General features: G+C 40.6%; 17 protein-coding genes. 12 read left to right on the top strand and 5 right to left on the bottom strand.

Annotated features, from left to right (window positions below):
* Window positions 1-114 precede the first annotated feature (114 nt).
* The 8 genes from E0H80_RS03105 (at window position 115) to E0H80_RS03070 (ending at window position 11246) form a co-directional block, all read left to right on the top strand.
* Window positions 115-2313: a carboxy terminal-processing peptidase gene (locus tag E0H80_RS03105; RefSeq protein WP_131363059.1), complete on the top strand. Its 2199-nt coding sequence runs from the start codon at window positions 115-117 to the stop codon at window positions 2311-2313.
* Between the two features lie 476 nt (window positions 2314-2789).
* A complete protein-coding gene (locus tag E0H80_RS03100) occupies window positions 2790-4859 on the top strand; it encodes a putative bifunctional diguanylate cyclase/phosphodiesterase (protein ID WP_131363057.1) in 2070 nt (689 codons plus the stop codon).
* A 124-nt stretch (window positions 4860-4983) separates the two neighbouring features.
* Window positions 4984-6576, top strand: a complete 1593-nt coding sequence (locus tag E0H80_RS03095) for a peptide chain release factor 3 (protein WP_067866528.1) — start codon at window positions 4984-4986, stop codon at window positions 6574-6576.
* A 108-nt stretch (window positions 6577-6684) separates the two neighbouring features.
* The gene (locus E0H80_RS03090; protein ID WP_131363055.1) at window positions 6685-7509 is read left to right on the top strand and encodes a hypothetical protein; all 825 of its coding nucleotides are present in this window, start codon (window positions 6685-6687) and stop codon (window positions 7507-7509) included.
* A gap of 66 nt (window positions 7510-7575) precedes the next feature.
* Window positions 7576-8550 (top strand): RsiV family protein, encoded by a 975-nt coding sequence (locus E0H80_RS03085; protein WP_131363053.1) that lies wholly within the window; start codon window positions 7576-7578, stop codon window positions 8548-8550.
* Complete coding sequence (locus E0H80_RS03080) at window positions 8550-9371, top strand: TatD family hydrolase (RefSeq protein ID WP_131363051.1); 822 nt, start codon at window positions 8550-8552, stop codon at window positions 9369-9371. The genes E0H80_RS03085 and E0H80_RS03080 overlap by 1 nt, the downstream gene beginning before the upstream one ends.
* A gap of 175 nt (window positions 9372-9546) precedes the next feature.
* Window positions 9547-10281 carry a Bax inhibitor-1/YccA family membrane protein gene (locus tag E0H80_RS03075; RefSeq protein ID WP_131363049.1) on the top strand — a complete coding sequence of 245 codons (735 nt, stop codon included), beginning with the start codon at window positions 9547-9549 and terminating at the stop codon, window positions 10279-10281.
* Between the two features lie 158 nt (window positions 10282-10439).
* Window positions 10440-11246, top strand: coding sequence for an enoyl-ACP reductase FabI (locus tag E0H80_RS03070; protein ID WP_131363047.1), 807 nt, complete (start codon window positions 10440-10442; stop codon window positions 11244-11246).
* Between the two features lie 151 nt (window positions 11247-11397).
* On the opposite strand, the gene secB is transcribed toward E0H80_RS03070, so the two are convergent.
* The 4 genes from secB to rsgA form a co-directional block, all read right to left on the bottom strand.
* Window positions 11398-11850: a protein-export chaperone SecB gene (gene secB / locus E0H80_RS03065; protein ID WP_067866540.1), complete on the bottom strand. Its 453-nt coding sequence runs from the start codon at window positions 11848-11850 to the stop codon at window positions 11398-11400.
* Window positions 11851-11888: 38 nt separating this feature from the next.
* Window positions 11889-12143 (bottom strand): glutaredoxin 3, encoded by a 255-nt coding sequence (gene grxC / locus E0H80_RS03060; RefSeq protein WP_131363045.1) that lies wholly within the window; start codon window positions 12141-12143, stop codon window positions 11889-11891.
* Window positions 12144-12164: 21 nt separating this feature from the next.
* On the bottom strand, window positions 12165-12572 hold the full coding sequence (locus tag E0H80_RS03055) for a rhodanese-like domain-containing protein (protein WP_067866544.1): 408 nt from the start codon (window positions 12570-12572) through the stop codon (window positions 12165-12167).
* Between the two features lie 93 nt (window positions 12573-12665).
* Complete coding sequence (rsgA, locus tag E0H80_RS03050) at window positions 12666-13724, bottom strand: small ribosomal subunit biogenesis GTPase RsgA (protein WP_131363043.1); 1059 nt, start codon at window positions 13722-13724, stop codon at window positions 12666-12668.
* A 125-nt stretch (window positions 13725-13849) separates the two neighbouring features.
* Here rsgA and orn point away from each other — a divergent pair, with 125 nt between their 5' ends.
* The 3 genes from orn (at window position 13850) to E0H80_RS03035 (ending at window position 16411) form a co-directional block, all read left to right on the top strand.
* Window positions 13850-14401, top strand: a complete 552-nt coding sequence (gene orn / locus E0H80_RS03045) for an oligoribonuclease (protein ID WP_067866548.1) — start codon at window positions 13850-13852, stop codon at window positions 14399-14401.
* Between the two features lie 177 nt (window positions 14402-14578).
* Window positions 14579-15364 carry a ThiF family adenylyltransferase gene (locus E0H80_RS03040; RefSeq protein ID WP_131363041.1) on the top strand — a complete coding sequence of 262 codons (786 nt, stop codon included), beginning with the start codon at window positions 14579-14581 and terminating at the stop codon, window positions 15362-15364.
* 537 nt (window positions 15365-15901) lie between these two features.
* Window positions 15902-16411: a pyridoxamine 5'-phosphate oxidase family protein gene (locus tag E0H80_RS03035; RefSeq protein WP_131363039.1), complete on the top strand. Its 510-nt coding sequence runs from the start codon at window positions 15902-15904 to the stop codon at window positions 16409-16411.
* Between the two features lie 130 nt (window positions 16412-16541).
* Here the strand turns inward: E0H80_RS03035 and E0H80_RS03030 are convergent, their stop codons facing one another.
* Window positions 16542-17585: a hypothetical protein gene (locus E0H80_RS03030; RefSeq protein ID WP_131363037.1), complete on the bottom strand. Its 1044-nt coding sequence runs from the start codon at window positions 17583-17585 to the stop codon at window positions 16542-16544.
* 157 nt (window positions 17586-17742) lie between these two features.
* Here E0H80_RS03030 and pheS point away from each other — a divergent pair, with 157 nt between their 5' ends.
* The gene (gene pheS, locus E0H80_RS03025) at window positions 17743-18723 is read left to right on the top strand and encodes a phenylalanine--tRNA ligase subunit alpha (protein ID WP_131363035.1); all 981 of its coding nucleotides are present in this window, start codon (window positions 17743-17745) and stop codon (window positions 18721-18723) included.
* Window positions 18724-18844 lie beyond the last annotated feature (121 nt).

Raw genomic sequence — 18844 nt, 5'->3', positions numbered from 1 at the left:
ATAAAACTACACGTCATACACATATTAAGTTGTTTAAGATTTTGAATATACTGCATTCATGTTGAAAAACGACGTTGCAATATTGGTCAAAGACCAAGGAATTACGAATTATTTATGAAACTTCAAACATTAGCTTGTGCAGTTGCAATTGCGACTGGCGGATTTTTCTTTTCTCATGTAGTGAACGAGGCCATTGCAGCTAATGATACAGTTGCAGTTTCTCAATCTATCCAACCCACGCAAGAACAAGCGCTGGTATCACGCCAGTTGGCCACGTTGGTTGACCGTCAGCATTATTTAAATCAGCGCTTAGATGCAGCGACCTCTAATCGAATTCTTGATTTTTATCTCGATAGCCTGGATGCAGATCATTCATTATTTTTAGCACCTGAAGTTGAACAATATAAGAAAAAGTATGGCGCAAATTTTGGTGCTGCGCTAAAAGCAGGGGATTTGTCGGGTCCATATTTAATTCATGCCCAATATCGTGAACGTTTGAAACAGTTTTATGAGTTCATGTTGGCTGAATTGAAAAAACCGCAAAACTTGAAACAAACCAATGTTTACATTGATACTGATCGGGAAAAAGCGCCTTATTTCAAATCTGCAACAGAGCAACATGCACATTGGCAGAAAATGTTGGTGTCGCAGCTGATTAACTTAAACATTAGTAAAGAAGAAGAGGCTGCAAAGCAGAAAGCACTCAAAGACAATCCTGCTTTAGCCAATGGTCAGGACTTAACCAGCCCTGAAGATTTAACTCCAGTGCAAACTTTGACCAAGCGCTATACCCGTCAACTTGAACGCATTAGCCGTGTTAAAAGTGATGATGTCTTGGACAAAACTTTAAATGCGATGATGTTGACCTATGATCCGCACAGTAACTATTTCCCGCCTGTCGATGCGATGGAATTGAACCGTCAAACCACCTTGCAATTAGAGGGGATTGGGGTTTCGATTCGTCCGGAACGCGGTAATGAAGATTACACCAAGATTGAAACCATTGTTGAAGGTGGGCCGGCCAGTAAATCAGGTCAGATTAAATCGGGTGATCGCATTATTGGTGTAGCACAAGACGGCGATAAAATGGTCGATGTTGTGGGTTGGGCAAGTAACGAGGTAGTGGGCTTAATCCGCGGTAAACGTGGAACCAAGGTCAGCCTGCGTTTACTCGGTCCTGGTGCATCCATGAGTCAGGCGCGTACCGTAAGTCTGGTTCGTGACGTGATTCAGGAAGAAGATGCCGGTGTACGTTCACGTACCGTGGATATTAAGCGTGATGGTAAAAACTACACTTTTGGTGTGATTGAAATTCCATCGTTCTATTTAAACTATCGCGCGCGCCGTGCAGGCACAGATTATCGTTCAGTTTCTGAAGACACCAACAATGCTTTAAAAGCGTTGGCTGCGAAAAATGTGTCCGGGATTATTATTGATTTACGTAACAATCCAGGCGGTTCACTTGAAGAAGTGGCTCGCATGTTGGGTCAAGTGATTAAGTCAGGTCCCGTGGTGCAAATTCGTGATGGCAATGGCAATGTCAGCGTGTTTGAAGATAACGATGGCGGTGCGCAAACCTATGCAGGCCCACTTGCAGTCATGGTCAACTTGGCATCAGCATCAGCCAGTGAAATTTATTCTGCAGCCATTCAGGATTATGAACGCGGTATTGTGATTGGTAGTACAACCACCGGTAAGGGTACAGCGCAAGTTCAACTGGATACTCTGGCGCATGGTCAGGCGACTCTAACACAACGTAAGTTCTATCGCGTGACGGGTGGAAGTACCCAAAATAAAGGCGTAGTGCCGGATATTAAACTGGTGGATATCTACAATGAAGAATTTGGTGAGCGTAAAGCCAAGAATGCCTTGAAGTGGGATACCATTCCAACTGCTCCATTTAAGCGTGAAGGTTCTGTACAACCCTATGTACAAAATCTGGCTAAAATGTCGCAACAGCGCGTAGTGGCCGATCCGCAATTTAAGTATTTAGAAGAACGCAAAGCGATTGCCAAAAAAACCGAAGAGCAAAAGCGTGTAGTTCTTGATATTGATCAGCGTAAAGCAGAGTTGAATGCGCTGGAACAAAAAACTTTAGAGGCAGAGAATCAGCGTCGTGCGGTGACAGGTCAAAAGCCGTATCCTAATTGGGAAAGTTACCAAGCGTCTATGGATGCATTGATTGAGTCACGTTCAAAAATGAAGGCAACACAACGTCCGGCTTTACCTGAGGAAGAAGTGTTTGTCACTGAATCTGCCCATATTTTATTGGATTATGCGAAATTACAATCGGGTAAAGCGACTGCAAACTAAGCTGACTCATTACACGTTACTTTTTTAAATATCCAAAAAACCAGTTAGTTCGTCTGACTGGTTTTTTATTTGTCTATGTATCGCTGCTTTTAAAATTAATCGTCCCTTTTAAAGAAGGTGGATATACAACAAGATATAATGCATCCGATTGGACTTTTGGTCGTCATTGGCAAACAGATTTTTTATTAGCGCTGAATTTTATCCAGAAACATAAAATGCCTTGAACCACAACAAATATGACCGGTGTAGGGATAATGAATAAAAGTTTGATCTATGTTTCTATAATTAAATAAAAAAATTAGTAATAAAAATGAATGGAGTAATAATCACTTGACCAAAATAGAATAGTATTAGATGCTTGTTTTAATTGACTGTTTTTTTATTCCTCTTTAATTGGTAAAAAGCTTCTGTGAAAGGATAAATGAGATTAATAACGTGGATTAAAACAAGAAAGATAACCTATACGGAAGCTTGATATGGTTCATATACATTATGATTTTAGCCTCGTGATAGGTTCAGTTATTGTTGCTGTTTTGGCCTGCTATTTTGCAGTGTCGATTGAACAATCATTATTCCGTGGCTTACGTCAACAATATGAAAAAATTCTTCTTGTGATAAGTGGAGCTATGTGGGGTGCTGCAATTTGGTGTATGCACTTTGTGGGCATACTTGCTTGTCATTTACCTGCTGACTACTCTTTTGACTACGGCTTTACTTTTCTGTCTTATGTGATCGCATTTGTCGCTTCTACCTTTGCGGTCTGGCTCACGACCAGAGCAACCTTACCATTTTTACGCCTTGTTTTAGGTGCGGTACTGATGGGCTTGGGCATCGCTGGAATGCACTATACCGGAATGATGGGTTTAGTCATTGATCAACATGAAATTTATTATCATCCGCTCTTAGCCCTTTTCTCAGTTTTGATTGCCATAAGTGGTTCAGGTTTAACCTTTTGGCTGACCTTTAAATATAAAAAATCAGTACACAAGTTGCTGTATATTAAAGCCTTTATTGCTTTCATGATGGCACTTACCATTGTCGGCATGCACTATACCGGTATGGCCTCTGCCGCTTTTTATTCTATTGATGCGAATCAGCTGCTTTCCAATTATAAAAATGGACAAGGATTAATTTTATTTAGCCTGGTTTTTGTAAGCAGTTTAATACTGGTGGCTGTATTTACCGTCGCGGTATTAGAACAACGCTTGGAAGCACGCAATAGACAGCTTTCTAAAGCCAAACGAGAGCTTGCCAATCAAGCAGTTCAGGATAATTTAACCAAATTGCCGAATCGTTTATTCTTGGCTGAATATTCACATTTGTTATTTACTGAACATCGTTATAGAGATGAAAAAATTGCATTTCTTTATATTGATTTAGATCGTTTTAAAGCAGTAAATGATGTATTTGGTCATCATGTCGGTGATCAATTGTTGGTCCAACTCTCTACACGCATTCAGCGCATACTGGAAAAAAAGGAAAAACTGCTTCGTATCGGTAGTGATGAGTTTTTGATGGTGCTCGAAACAGCAAACATTGAAAAAGCGATTGAAAAATCGGAACAAGTATTGCGGCTGATCCAAGACAGTTTCTTAATTGCCGGTAAAGAGATTAATATTTCGAGCAGTATCGGAATTGCAATGTATCCAGACCATGGCAATAATTTACAAGATTTGCTGATCAATGCCGATGCTGCAATGTTGATGTCTAAATATCATGGCCGAAATACTTATTCGGTGTTTAATTACAGTGTGGATCAACAGGAGGCCAAAAGCCAAACCAAACTGATCAATGATTTGTATAAAGCGGTTGAAGAACAACAATTTATTCTATTTTATCAACCTAAATTTAACACCAAAAGCCATGAAATTTGTGGTGTGGAAGCGCTAATTCGCTGGAATCATCCAAGCTTGGGACTGTTGACCCCGAATATGTTTATCGATGGTGCTGAAAAAACCGGACTGATTATTCAAATGGGTTATTGGGCACTCGAGCAAGCCTGTAAACAGATTCAAATCTGGGAACAAAATGGTTCAAATTATTTCCCACTCGCCGTGAATTTGTCGGCGGTGCAATTTGAACATAAGCATTTGTTTTCAACACTGGAGCGCTTATTTGATCAGTATCAAATTAATCCCAATCATTTAGCCATTGAAATTACTGAATCGACCGCGATGCATCATATTGATGCCAGTATTCGCAGTTTTGAGCGCCTACGTCAGATGGGCATTAAACTTGCGATTGATGATTTTGGAACAGGCCATTCCAGTTTCTTGTATTTAAAGAACTTACCTGTAGATGAATTGAAAATAGATCGAGAGTTTATTCGTGATCTGTCCGTCGGTTCAAAAGATGAAATGATTTTAGAAAGTATTATCCAGTTAGCGATTAAATTAGGCTTGGTGGTCACCGCAGAAGGCGTGGAAACACCATTACAGGCCGATATCCTAACTCGTTTAGGTTGTCAGCAATTGCAAGGATATCTACTAGGAATGCCAGTTAAGGTTGATCGATTGGAAGAGAGCAAATACGCGCTACCTATTTAAGATGGGTCAATTTTGAACAAGTTTAGTTCATTTCAAAAGTTGGATGATCTGCTACAATATCGCCAAATTTTTATATTGATCAGTTCTGATCTTTGACACTGCCATTCTGCAGTAGGTATCTTTCATGAGTTTTAAAGACGAATTAGCGGCACAGGTCGCGCAGCGACGGACGTTCGCGATTATTTCCCACCCCGATGCTGGTAAAACCACCATGACAGAAAAACTGTTGTTATGGGGTAAAGCAATTCAGGTTGCCGGGATGGTCAAAAGCCGCAAGTCAGACCGTGCTGCAACGTCTGACTGGATGGAAATGGAAAAAGAACGTGGTATTTCCATCACCACATCAGTTATGCAGTTTCCTTTTAAAAAGCATGTGATTAACTTACTGGACACCCCAGGACATGAAGATTTCTCGGAAGATACTTATCGTACGTTAACTGCAGTTGACTCGGCACTGATGGTGATTGACGGTGCCAAAGGGGTCGAAGATCGTACCATTAAATTGATGGAAGTGTGTCGTATGCGCGACACACCGATTATTTCCTTCGTCAACAAAATGGACCGGGAAATCCGCGAGCCGTTAGAATTGCTTGATGAAATTGAAAACGTATTAAAAATCCGTTGTGTACCACTGACTTGGCCAATGGGCACAGGACGTGATTTTGCCGGTGTATTCAATCTGTTAGAAGAAAAATTTTACGTTTACAAAGCCGGTTTTGGTTCGACCATTACCGATATTGAAATCCGCGATGGTTATGACTATCCAGACTTGCGTGAAAAAGTCGGTGATCTCGCTTTTGCTGCTTTTGAAGAGTCGTTAGAGCTTGTTCAAATGGCCAATGATCCGATTGATCGTGAGCTATTCTTGCAAGGTAAACAAACACCAGTTCTGTTTGGTACTGCTTTAGGTAACTTTGCGGTGGATCATGTTCTGGATGCTTTCATTAAATGGGCACCTGAACCGAAGGCGCATCCAACCAAAGAACGTATTGTAGAAGCGACTGAAGAAGGTTTCACCGGCTTCGTATTTAAAATTCAGGCCAATATGGATCCGAAACATCGTGACCGTATTGCCTTCATGCGGATCTGTTCAGGTAAGTATGAGAAAGGTTTAAAAATGAATCATGTCCGTCTGGGTAAAGATGTGCGTATTAGTGATGCATTAACTTTCTTGGCGGGTGAACGTGAACAGCTAGAAGAAGCGTGGCCTGGCGATATCATTGGTTTACACAACCACGGTACGATTCAGATTGGCGATGCTTTTTCATCGGGTGAAGATGTTCATTTTACCGGTATTCCGCACTTTGCGCCTGAAATGTTTCGTCGTGTCCGTTTAAAAGATCCGCTCAAATCCAAGCAACTGCAAAAAGGTTTGAAAGAGCTTTCTGAAGAGGGTGCAACTCAGGTCTTTATGCCGCAAATCAGTAATGACTTGATTGTGGGTGCAGTCGGTGTACTTCAGTTTGAAGTGGTGGCATACCGCTTAAAAGAAGAGTACAAGGTGGATTGCGTTTATGAGCCGGTAAACATTAATACGGTTCGTTGGGTTTCATGTGATGATGAAAAGAAATTCAACGAATTTAAGAAAAAAGCCCATGATCAATTGTCGATTGATGGTGGTGGTCATTTGACTTACCTTGCGCCAAGTCGTGTGAACTTACAGCTCATGCAGGAGCGTTATCCGGATATCCAATTCCGTGCTACACGCGAACACTAAACATAACGAAAAATAAAACAGCTTCTTTATGAAGCTGTTTTATTATGTAGAATCATTTAGATAGATATATTTATATAGATCAGTCACTTTAGAAAAAGAGTTGTAAGCATGAACGGGAAAATAGTGGGTGCATCAGTGATCATCATGGGTCTGCTGCTGAGTGCTTGCGATGCTTCAAAAAAAGAACAACCAGATCAATTACATGAAAAAGCTGAATCTCCGGTAGTGAAAACTGAGAAAGCAGAGGTTTTACCCTATCTAAATATTCAAGAACAGGATGCCAAAATAGCTTTACCCTTTTGTGAAACCAAAAACTGTATTGATTTAAGTATTCAAACGGTACATACCGAAGATGCCTGGTTAAATGACTGGATTGCCAAAAGCCAGGCCGTGGTCATTCAAGATCAGATTGGACTTAAACAGGACATGAGTTTACAGCAGGCGATCAATGCGTATGTGAAAAAGTCGGATGCATGGCAAGCTGAATTTTCCAAAAATAAAGCCTATGAACTCTCGATGTATACACGAATTGCCTATCAGCGTAATCAATATGTCTTGATGCAATTAGGGGTGGATACCAATCAGGAAGGTATTAAAGTTAAAGAACGCTATTACTTTTTTGTGGCCGATCGCAAGAAACAGAAAGCAGTGCCTGTATTGGAGTTGATTGAGCCTAAGCAGCAAAACAGCATGAATAGCATTGTGCAGCAGGCTTATCAAAAGTGGTTAAAAGAACAAACAGCTGAAGTAAAGCAGAAGGCACCGAAAAAACTGTCTTGGGGACAAGCGGACTGGTTCTTTGATCAAGAAGGGATTGGTTTACATTATCGTACCCATGAAATTGTTCAGGATGGTAAACAACTGGATATTTATTTAAGCAAAGAACAAACGCAACAGTTATTGAAAGTTGATGTGTATCAGCATATGTTCTAGTTATCTGTAGTAAATACAGGCATCTAACAGAAGTCAATTTACGAAATTAAAGTTATGGGTCAGATAATGGTAAAAAATAAAACAATATTTTCAATAACGGTGCTTGCCACAGCAATTGCATTAACAGCATGTCAACCTAAGCAAAGCGAACCTAAACAGGATCAAACGGCAGCATCGGAAGCGGTTCAAGCTGAAGCCTTAAAATTGGCAGGGGATTCTGAAAAATTAACTTTAGATTTACCTGAATGTGATGGCAATAGTTGTCCGGAAATTTCAATTGAACGTCTTTCCAGTAACCAAGCCTTTATTGATAACTTTATTGACCAGAAAATCCTAAAACAGCTGGATCAAATTTTGGATATTTCGCCAAAATTGTTGAAAGAAAATCAGCAGGCAACTACCGAAAATTTAAAAGATTCAAAAGCACAGGATCAAGCTGCTAAACAGGCAGCATTATTAGCAGTTGAAACGCCAAAGCAAAAACTGGAACAACAAGTTGCACCTTATTTAGAGAATTTCTTGTCTTTGGATAAAGAATTGAAGGCATTAAGTGCCAATCATCAAATCAGTTTAATGATTAAGCCGAAAATCTTAAATGCAGACTTGCCTTTAGCGACTGTTGTTTTGAATTCGAGTAGTTATTTGGGAGGAGCACATGGTTCTTCGTCTCAGCGCTACTATAACTTTGACTTGGAACAGAAAAAACAGGTTGAACTGAATGATATTTTAGCGCCGAATCAAAAAGCGGCTCTGGAAAAGAAAGCGCATGAAGTGTTTAAAACCTGGGTGGTAGAGTCTAAGTTAGCCAACAGTGTTGAAGAATATGAACAGGCATGGAAATTCACCTTATCGGATAACTTTTATTTATCAAGCCAAGGTTTGATTTTACAATATGGTGAATATGAAATTGGCCCGTATGTGGTGGGATTGCCACGTTTAACCATTCCTTATGATCAATTGCAAACTGTGCTGAAGAAACAGTATTTACCTCCGGTTGAAGTACCAGCAAGTAGCGCTATGGAAAATAAAGCTCAATCTTAATGTCTTATCCACTGTTTGATACCCACACCCATTTTGATGTTGCCGATTTTGATCCGGATCGGGAACCACTGGCGTATGCTGCAAAAGCGGTGGGGGTTGAACGGTTGATTTTGATTGGTTTTGTGCAATCTCGCTTTAAAAATTTAGTTCATACTCAGCATTTTTTAAATCACTTGCCGGATGCACCCAAAAGCTATCTAGCTCCCGGGCTGCATCCTTTTTATATTGAACAGCATCAAAGCTCACACCTTATAGATTTAGAACAACTTTTAAAAAATGAAGAATGTGTCGCGATTGGCGAAATTGGTTTAGATACTTTCCTAAAACAGCACAAGCAAGCTGAAATTTCTAAAAAACAACAAGATTTTTTCTCTGCGCAACTTGAATTGGCACAACAGTTTGATAAGCCTGTGTTATTACATATCCGTAAATCGCATGCTGAAACATTGGCTATTTTAAAGCAGCATCAATTTAAAGGAGGCGGTATTGCGCATGCGTTTAGTGGCGGCATAGAAGAAGCCAAAGCCTTTATTAAGCTTGGTTTTAAAATTGGTGTAACTGGGCAAATTACCAATCCGAATGCAAAAAAATTACATGCTGTGGTTCAGGAGGTGGGTGCTGAACATCTGGTTTTAGAAACCGATTGTCCGGATATGACGCCATTATGCTGTCAAAGCTCAACAGAACACCGCACCCGAAATACCCCGGCCAATTTGCCTTATGTTTTAGCTGGACTGGCACAGTCTCTACATCTTGAACCCGATAGTCTCGCCTTACAATTATGGCAAAATTCACTCCTTGCTTTAAAAATTGATATCTAAAAAATGATATGAAATAACCTTTTATCTATAAATATTCGTATTTCATTGCTGGGTTTGTTATGAATATAAGAGATTGAGTTACGCTGTTTTGTGGAATATTGCAAATATCCATCTTGTATCGTTAAAACCTGCCTATACTGTTTTAAAAATCTAAATGAAAAATAAAGAGTGAATTATGCAAAGTAATAACCCTATTTTAACCCGGGTGGAAACCCAGAGTGATTTTAACCAAACCATGACTGTGCAAGGCGCGATTCAAAAATCGGTATTGCTGACTGTGATTGCGGCTGCGGTAGGTTTGTCTCTGTTTTTTTATAGCTTCATAACCCTAAATTTATCTCTTGCCTATGCCGGGGCAATGGTCGGTGCGATTGGTGGATTGATTCTGGCACTTGTCGCGACATTTAAACCTAAGACAGCACCTGTATTGGCGATTCCTTATGCCTTGTTTGAAGGTGCTTTTTTAGGCGGAATTTCAGTGATCTTTCAGGTGAAATTCCCCGGCGTACCTTTACAAGCTTTACTGGCTACTTTTATTACCACTTTGGTAATGTTCGCGTTATATCGCTTTCAGATTATTCGTGCCACAGAAAAATTTAAAGCCGTAGTGCTATCTGCATCCATTGCAATCGCAATTGTCTTTGTGGTGCAAATTGTCATGCGTCTGGCTTTTAGCTCAAGTGTTCCTTACATTTTTGAAAGCAACTGGCTCGGGATTGGCTTTGCAGCATTTGTTGCAGTGATTGCCTCTTTAAACCTGATTCTCGATTTTGACCTGATTGAATCATCTGCTGCACAGTATGCGCCGAAAGCGATGGAATGGCTGTGTGGTATTGCCTTATTGGCGACTTTGGTCTGGATGTACTATTCATTCCTGCGTTTGCTCGGTTTATTACAGGGTGATGATTGATCATCCTTCCTATGCAACGAATTTAAATAAAATGCTCCTACAGAATAGGGGCATTTTTTATGATTTTTACAGAACATACTAAAAAAGGCGCATTATGCAATTTCGCAAATGCTCCAGACTTGGCATTATGCTTGTAAATTATTTTGAGTGAGATTCACATGGCACAAGGACTATTAGCGGGTAAGCGTTTTTTAATCGCAGGTGTTGCAAGTAAATTATCCATTGCATTTGGTATTGCTCAAGCCTTGCACCGTGAAGGTGCAGAACTCGCATTTACCTACCCAAATGAAAAATTAAAAAAACGTGTTGATGATTTTGCTACTCAATTTGGTTCAACTTTAGTTTTCCCTTGTGACGTGGCTGTCGATGCTGAAATTGATCAGGCTTTTATCGACTTGGCAAAACATTGGGATGGTTTGGATGGCGTGGTTCATTCAATCGGTTTTGCACCAGCGCATACTTTAGATGGTGACTTTACCGATGTTACCGACCGAGAAGGTTTTAACATTGCCCACGACATCAGTGCATACAGTTTTGTTGCAATGGCACGCGCTGCGAAACCATTACTCAAAGTTCGCCAAGGCTGCTTGCTGACGTTGACTTACCAAGGTTCTGAACGTGTGATGCCTAATTACAATGTAATGGGTATGGCGAAAGCATCATTGGAAGCAGGCGTACGTTATTTGGCGTCAAGCTTGGGTAGCGAAGGTATTCGTGTGAATGCCATTTCAGCGGGTCCAATTCGTACCCTTGCGGCATCAGGCATTAAATCTTTCCGTAAAATGCTCGATTTAAATGAAAAAGTTGCGCCCCTTAAACGTAATGTAACCATTGAAGATGTGGGGAATGCGGCTTTATTCCTATGCTCGCCTTGGGCAAATGGGATTACTGGCGAAATTATGTATGTTGATGCGGGCTTTAATACCGTCGGTATGAGCGCAGATTTGATGGCAGATGCTGAATAAAAAACACCTTAGGTCCTCTCCCCTATGGGGGGAGCGTTAGAGAGATTATTCATTAAGTTTATCTCTCCCTGAGCCTCTCCTTTAGGAGAGGGAATTTAGGCATTAAAAAAGACCGCAAAAGCGGTCTTTTTTATTAGGCAGGCTTATATGATTAAGCTTGACCTTCAGCAGCAACTTGAGCACGTTGCATATTCGCTTCGAATTCAGCATCGAAGTTAATTGGAGTAAGCAACAATTGCGGGAAGCTTCCTTTCGTTACCATGTCATTTACAGCTTCGCGTAAAAATGGGAACAAAATATTTGGGCAATATGCACCTAAAATATAAGGAAGACGTTCTTCTTCAACGCTATCTATCAAGAAAATCCCGGATTGGGTTACATCAACGATGAATGCTGTTTCACCTGCGTTATTCGCTTGAACAACCACTTGTAATGCAACTTCATAATGGGTCGCATCAATTTTTTCTGCCGAAGAAGACAGGTTGATATTTAATTCAGGTTGCCATTCTTTGGTAAATACTTGCGCCCCAGGAACTTCAAAAGAAATATCTTTAGTATAAATGCGTTCAAGTGCTAATTGCGGTTGAGCTTGTTGTTCACTCATTTTTTAATCCTTAATATGAGGGTGACTTAATGAAAGTGTTAAGCCAATAATTCGTTGAGTTTTCCTTCACGCTCTAAAGCATAAAGTTGATCAAAACCACCGATAAATTGGTCGTTAATAAAAATTTGTGGAACAGTACGGTGATTGGTGCGTTGCATCAATTCAAGACGTACTTCAGGCGCTTCTTTAGATAAATTAATTTCTTTATATGCAACGCCTTTACGCTCAAGAAGTTGTTTTGCGCGAACGCAGTAAGGGCATACAGTTGTTGAATAAATTACTACTTCAGCCATTAAGATATCTCCTTAAGCGAATTATTTACTTTTAATCAGCGGTAAGCCTTGGACTTTCCAATTATTCACACCGCCATCTAAACGGTAGCTATCAGCATGACCGACCTGTTGCAGAGCTGTACCTGCGATTTGACCGAGGTTACAAATAAACACCAGTGGACGCTCCGAAGATTTTAACTCTTCAAGATGGCTTGTAATTTGGCTATACGGAATATTACGGCTACCGCTGATATGACCTTCACGAAAGTCTTTCGCATCGCGTAAATCAATCAGCAGAGCATTTTTAGCTTTGACTAAAATACCCAAAGACTGTGGTGAAATCTTACGACCATTGCGTTGTCCTTCTAAAACGAAGAACAAAACGATGAGAACCCCAAGTGTTCCAAACAAGAAGGGGTGATTCCCCATAAATTCCAACCAACGTTCCACAAGTCACCTAAATACAATTTTAAATTGCGTAGAGTATAGCTCATAAATATGGCGATCAAAATCGCCGCTTCAAGGGCTAAGGGTTAAGAAAAACTAATTTTTTTGCTGTGCTTCAGCAATTTCATCGCCTAAACGTAAATAACTGTCTAAACGACGCTGTAAAATTTCACCATTCGCGGCTGCCTGACGCAACGCACATTGTTTTTCGTGCTTGTGGGTACAGTTACGGAACTGGCAATGGCCCAGCAGATTTTCTATTTCAGGAAAACCGCGCTGAACTTTGTCTGGGTTCAAATGCCATAAACCAAATTCACGAATTCCGGGGGAGTCGATCAGTGCCGCCCCTTCACCAAACGCAATTAAACGTGTAGAGGTGGTGGTGTGCTGACCCAGTGCAGAGTTTTCAGAAATGATATTGGTCTTTTGCGCAGCATTGGGAACCATGGCATTAATCAGCGAGCTTTTTCCCACACCAGACTGTCCCACAAAGGCAACAGTTTCACCTGCCAAACGATTGGCCAATTCCGATAAATCACCATCAGATTGAGTTTGCATTACTTCATAACCTAATGCTTGATACTCTTTCATCAAGTTTAAAATCGGATCATTTTCTTTAATTAAATCAGCTTTGTTCAACACCAAAAGCGCGGGAATTTCTGCATCGGCACACGCCACGATATAACGGTCAATCAGGCTAGGTGCAACTTCGGGGAAGGATGCAAACACAATCACAATTAAACTGACATTGGCTGCGACCGGTTTAACTTTATGGTAACGGTCAGGACGGGTCAGCAGAGATTGACGTGGATGAATCGCAGTAATAATCCCCAGTCCGGTATTCGGGTCAGCCTGCCATTTAACCCGGTCACCTGTAACCAATGCTTCTAAATTGGTCCGGGTATGACAGCGCCAGACACTGCCGAGTTCAATCGGCTTCCAGAACGGGTCTGGCTCACCTGCAGGTACTTCAGGTTTGATCGGATGCTCATCAGGCGTTGATAGGGCTTGAACCTCAAGTTGACGACCATAGTGCTGTACCACCAAGCCTTCTAAATCACTTGAAGTGTCGAGTTCTTCTTGACGTGTTTGCTGTTGTTTCTGAATGCGGCGTTGCTGCTGTTCAGTTAAACGACGTTTACGAATTAAAGCCATTCATATCCTAAAAAAACCATGAATTAAGAATGTCAAAAATAGCATGAAGCGGGGTACGAGTTACACCCAAGATGCAATAAATTTGCTACTATAGCGATTTTTAAGCCTAATAAGATTGCACATTTATGAGCAGCACTCCTGATACCCGCCTCATTTGGATTGACCTTGAAATGACAGGTCTCGATACTGATAACGACCAAATTATTGAAGTTGCAACTATTGTGACGGATGATAACCTCAATATTTTGGCGGAAGGCCCTGTGCTTGCTGTTCACCAGTCGGATCGCGTGCTCAATGCGATGGATGAGTGGAATACCCGTCAACATGGACAATCAGGTCTGATTGAACGTGTACGTCGTAGTAAACTCACGGCGCAAGATGCGGAACAACAAACTTTAGAATTCCTGAAAAAATGGGTGACACCAAAATCCTCCCCGATGTGTGGTAATTCTATTTGCCAAGACCGTCGTTTCTTGCACCGTTTAATGCCGGAAATGGAACAATTTTTCCATTACCGTAATCTTGATGTATCTTCAGTGAAAGAGTTGGCAAAACGCTGGCGCCCAGAAATCATGAGTGGCTTGAAAAAGAATGCCTCGCATTTAGCTATGGATGATATTCGTGATTCGATTGTTGAACTCAAATATTATCGTCAGTATTTCTTTATTACCAATTAAGTAAATATTGAGAAAAAGAGGCGAAAGCCTCTTTTTTTATAACTAAAAATTTTTTTCTCAATTGTATGAACATTTTTATATTTATTTCATCCATTGGAAAAAGCTGACGATATAGATTATCGAATATAGCCAGAATTTGATAAAATGCGCCGGTGTTTTTTAGATACCCGATGACGAATGACTGATCTTCCTGAAGATGATGAATATGAGCGCCGCTTTGCAGGGGTGGAAAAAATTTATGGAGATGAAGCTTTCCGTCAGTATGAACACAGCCATGTGATGGTAATCGGGATTGGCGGTGTCGGTTCGTGGGCGGTTGAAGCTTTGGCACGTACCGGTATTGCTGAACTGACGATCATTGATATGGATGTGGTTGCTGCATCCAATATTAACCGTCAGTTGCCTGCCATGAGTTCGACCTTGGGGCGTGAAAAAATTGAGGTGATGGCAGAGCGTTGTTATTCGATTAACCCACGGATTAAAATTAATCTGGTGGATGACTATTTAACACCTGACAATATCAAAGAACTTTTAGAAAACCAACCTGATGTGGTTCTGGACTGCATTGATGATGTCAAAGCCAAATTGGCCTTAATTCTACATTGCAGATTCAATAAAATTCCTTTAATTGTGTCTGGCGGGGCAGGCGGTAAGCTGGATCCCTTGAAAATTCGTGTTGCAGATTTGTCTAAAACCGAACAAGATCCGATGTTAGCCAAGTTACGTACTCAGTTACGCACCAAGGGGATTGGTAAAAAGCCCAAAGAGAAATTTGGCATTACCTGCGTGTATTCGATTGATAATTCATTATCAAACGCAGATGTGTGTCCAAGTGCCGGCTTGCGTTGCGGCGGTTATGGGTCAGCAGTCGTAGTTACTTCTAGCTTTGCCATGGTTGCAGTTTCAGAAGTTCTGAAGAAGCTGACGGTTAAGAAAGTGAAAATGGAAGTATCCAAATCGTGATGTAAACCCGAGTCTGTTGATCTTTGAGCTGAGCATTGAATACATTTGGACACTCCTCTTAAATTTCTGCAGACCCTCTTGCTATACACAAAAATTAAAATAATTTAACAGGATACATTTAACCTGGTTGAAAATGCCCCAGACATTTTCAACGCTGCTATAACCTATAACTATTTCGTCTTTAAAATATAGATAGCTTTAGCATTTATTTTCTATTCAAGTTTTAAATTTTAAATAGATAAATATCTATATTAACTTGATCATTCAGCCTATTCATCTCTTGGTCTTTTACACCTATTCAGCGAGTTTTCTACAGTGTTAAAACTCTAAAGATAAAGTCGATTTCTCAGCTCTCTTGCTTAGCAAATTCTTTTTCGTTGTTTCTTATGACCTTTAAGTCAATCTTTTATTATTCAAATGTATAAGTTGAGTAAGGTGGCATATTCAAAGTGAAAAATATCACTAATCTAGAAAACAAATGAATGTATAAAATTAAATAATTTCTTATTTCTAAAGTTTAGCTTCAGGAGAAAAGTCATGACCGATCATCATAATCGCGAAAAATTATGGGAACTGATCAAGGAAGTACGCTATGCAATGATCAGTCACACCACTGAAACGCAAGAATTACATTCACAACCCATGACTATGCTAAATTCTGACAAGACTGAAAAGATCAGTGAAGGTCATAATCTTTATTTTATCTTGAAGGATACCAACGATCTGGTCAGTGCTGTGAATTCTGGGCGTAATCAGATTGGACTGTCTTTTACCAAACCTTCGGATGGCATTTATGTCTCAATCAGTGCCCATGCACATCTCAGCACCGATCCAGCCTTGATTGATCTGCTCTGGAACCCTTGGGCGGAAAATTGGTTTACAGGCAAGGATGACCCGAGTGTGCGCGTATTGGTTGCTGAAGGTGTCAGCGCAGAATACTGGAACGTGACTGACAATAAAGTAACTCAGCTATTTAAATTAATCAAAGGCAGTGTGACTGGCCATGCTGGTGAAGTAGATTCGGATCACAAAAAACTCGATTTATAATCTGTCCGTATTTCAGGTCGAAAAATATAGCTTAAGCGTTTTAGGCTAAGTAAGAAGAACACGTATAGAGCAAAATACGTGTTCTTCTTTTTCTATTAAGTAAAATGAATTTTTTAGTATCTTTAAAAAATTAGAGTCCAAAATAATAAGCCAAGAGACAAATCACAATAGTTAACAAAATCAGTTTAATTACACCCGATGCACCGACTTTATGATGCGTAGGGGTTGTATGGGTTTTTAAATGAGGTGAGTTAAAGGGTAGGGTAGGAGTACCATCTAACGGATTGGCAATTTCTACTTTGGTCAGTTTTGCAGACTGATAATGATTGGCGACTTTAACAATAAATTTTGTCATCAAATCATCCAGTTTTTGCGAAAAGTGACGCAGATTCAGCTGTTCTTCAGGTGTCAGTTCACTGCCAGCAGCATGATAGGGGTGCTGCTGTTGGTGTTTAATATAGGTCGATAGTGCGTCTAAACGATGTAATGTCTTATGAGCATAATCCGCCTGATATTCACTTGGAAGCAAAGGTAGATATTTACTTTCCAACAGAGGCGTGCCATCAGCATTTTCGGTGTCAGCTTGAGTGAGACCGTAATAAGGAAAATCCCGATTTGCCGGTTCGCTCATGCCTTGGGCAAATTTGCTATCAAACAGTTCGTTATCGGTATAAGCCTGAATATCATCCCAATTCGGCTGTTGTAAATCGGCATCTAGGCGTTTTGCAAGTTTGGGATTGAGCTCGAAACGCCAGAATGTTTCCTGACGGCATTGTTCCTGTTGCGGTTTAGGCGCTTGATAGTCATTGTCAGCGCTATACCATTCGGGTAGTTCTTTACCAAAAATCCATGCGGTCTTTTTATGATGTTCATGGCTGACAATAAAATGTGGAATCGGTAGCAGCTCTACATTGGCATTTGGGTTTTTTTCGTCTACCAAAAGACTTGAGCTATGTAGGCTAATACGGTGACAGCCTTGTTTTTTCAGACCTTCAAGCCAAATTTGAAAATGTTGCGCAAGTAAATGTTGTGACATGAGATCACGGAAACGCAAGTTATGCTGGTTAAAAATGGAATGCTGTACCCAATAATTAAAGCTTAAATTCTGGCTGAGATATTCATTACCATAGCTGACCAAGGTCAATTGTTGTTTCCAGATTGGATCGAGTGCCATTTTTTATTGATCTCGCGAATAATGCCTTTATCTTATACTTTTTATAAATCTGGATGCCAATCTAATTTTCCTCTCTACAGAACTTCATCAATACGTTCAAAAACTGTTAGAATATGGGGTTTTATTATATTTTTAAATTGTTGCTTTGAGAGTTACTATGTCACTGGAAGCCCTGACCACTGAAGCGCTCGCTGCGATTGCAGCAGCTCAAGACCTTGCTACACTCGATCAAGTACGAGTGCAATTTACAGGGAAGAAAAGCCAGCTCGCGGAACAATCGAAGGCGCTGGGTAAAATGGATCCTGAAGAACGTAAAGTTTTTGGGGCGAAAATTCACGCTGTACGTGAGGCCATTACCAGTGCATTAACAGCGCGCCAGGCGGAATTACAAAAAGCTGCACTAGAACAAAAACTTGCTAGCGAAATGATCGACATTACCTTGCCAGGTCGTGGTCAAAGCGTGGGAAGCATCCACCCTGTGACTCAAGTGCAAGAGCGTATTTGCCAGTTCTTTACCAAAGCAGGTTTTACGGTTGCGACCGGTCCTGAAGTTGAAGATGATTATCACAACTTTGAAGCATTGAACATTCCCGGCCATCACCCTGCACGTGCCATGCATGACACGTTCTATTTTGATGTAAATCATTTGCTACGTACGCATACTTCTGGTGTGCAAATTCGTACCATGGAAACTCAACAACCGCCAATTCGTATTGTATGTCCTGGTCGTGTATACCGTTGTGACTCGGATCAAACCCATTCGCCAATGTTCCATCAAATTGAAGGCTTATACATTGCGGAAAATACCAGTTTTGCGGAACTGAAAGGTTTGTTGATTAACTTGTTAAATGAATTTTTCGAAAAAGATTTAACTGTTCGTTTTCGTCCATCTTACTTTCCGTTCACTGAACCAAGTGCGGAAGTGGACATTATGGATGAACGCGGTCGTTGGTTAGAGGTTTTGGGCTGCGGTATGGTACATCCGAATGTACTTCAAGCTGCGGGCATTGATCCTGAAAAGTATAAAGGTTTTGCTTTTGGTCTGGGTGTGGAGCGCTTTGCAATGCTTCGCTATGGTGTGAATGACTTGCGTATGTTCTTCCAAAATGATGTGCGTTTCTTACGCCAATTTGCTTAAACGAATTTATTAACCTCTCCCTGACCTCTCCTAAAAGAAGAGGGGTTTCACTATGAAACAGGGGTCTCTTTTTGAAAAAAAGAGGTAGAGGGGATTCAAAAAATTAGATTTATAGGTTTTT

This window comes from Acinetobacter sp. ANC 4779 (assembly GCF_004331055.1).
Taxonomy (GTDB): domain Bacteria; phylum Pseudomonadota; class Gammaproteobacteria; order Pseudomonadales; family Moraxellaceae; genus Acinetobacter.
The sequence above is the reverse complement of the archived record's forward strand: the minus strand, read 5'-3'. Positions and strand labels throughout refer to the sequence as shown.

Excerpts from the sequence above, each read along its gene's own strand:
- E0H80_RS03105 (WP_131363059.1), top strand. The coding sequence starts at position 115 with ATGAAACTTCAAACATTAGCTTGTGCAGTTGCAATTGCGACTGGCGGA.
- E0H80_RS03100 (WP_131363057.1), top strand. The coding sequence starts at position 2,790 with ATGGTTCATATACATTATGATTTTAGCCTCGTGATAGGTTCAGTTATT.
- E0H80_RS03095 (WP_067866528.1), top strand. The coding sequence starts at position 4,984 with ATGAGTTTTAAAGACGAATTAGCGGCACAGGTCGCGCAGCGACGGACG.
- E0H80_RS03090 (WP_131363055.1), top strand. The coding sequence starts at position 6,685 with ATGAACGGGAAAATAGTGGGTGCATCAGTGATCATCATGGGTCTGCTG.
- E0H80_RS03085 (WP_131363053.1), top strand. The coding sequence starts at position 7,576 with ATGGTAAAAAATAAAACAATATTTTCAATAACGGTGCTTGCCACAGCA.
- E0H80_RS03080 (WP_131363051.1), top strand. The coding sequence starts at position 8,550 with ATGTCTTATCCACTGTTTGATACCCACACCCATTTTGATGTTGCCGAT.
- E0H80_RS03075 (WP_131363049.1), top strand. The coding sequence starts at position 9,547 with ATGCAAAGTAATAACCCTATTTTAACCCGGGTGGAAACCCAGAGTGAT.
- E0H80_RS03070 (WP_131363047.1), top strand. The coding sequence starts at position 10,440 with ATGGCACAAGGACTATTAGCGGGTAAGCGTTTTTTAATCGCAGGTGTT.
- secB (WP_067866540.1), bottom strand. The coding sequence starts at position 11,850 with ATGAGTGAACAACAAGCTCAACCGCAATTAGCACTTGAACGCATTTAT.
- grxC (WP_131363045.1), bottom strand. The coding sequence starts at position 12,143 with ATGGCTGAAGTAGTAATTTATTCAACAACTGTATGCCCTTACTGCGTT.
- rsgA (WP_131363043.1), bottom strand. The coding sequence starts at position 13,724 with ATGGCTTTAATTCGTAAACGTCGTTTAACTGAACAGCAGCAACGCCGC.
- orn (WP_067866548.1), top strand. The coding sequence starts at position 13,850 with ATGAGCAGCACTCCTGATACCCGCCTCATTTGGATTGACCTTGAAATG.
- E0H80_RS03040 (WP_131363041.1), top strand. The coding sequence starts at position 14,579 with ATGACTGATCTTCCTGAAGATGATGAATATGAGCGCCGCTTTGCAGGG.
- E0H80_RS03035 (WP_131363039.1), top strand. The coding sequence starts at position 15,902 with ATGACCGATCATCATAATCGCGAAAAATTATGGGAACTGATCAAGGAA.
- E0H80_RS03030 (WP_131363037.1), bottom strand. The coding sequence starts at position 17,585 with ATGGCACTCGATCCAATCTGGAAACAACAATTGACCTTGGTCAGCTAT.
- pheS (WP_131363035.1), top strand. The coding sequence starts at position 17,743 with ATGTCACTGGAAGCCCTGACCACTGAAGCGCTCGCTGCGATTGCAGCA.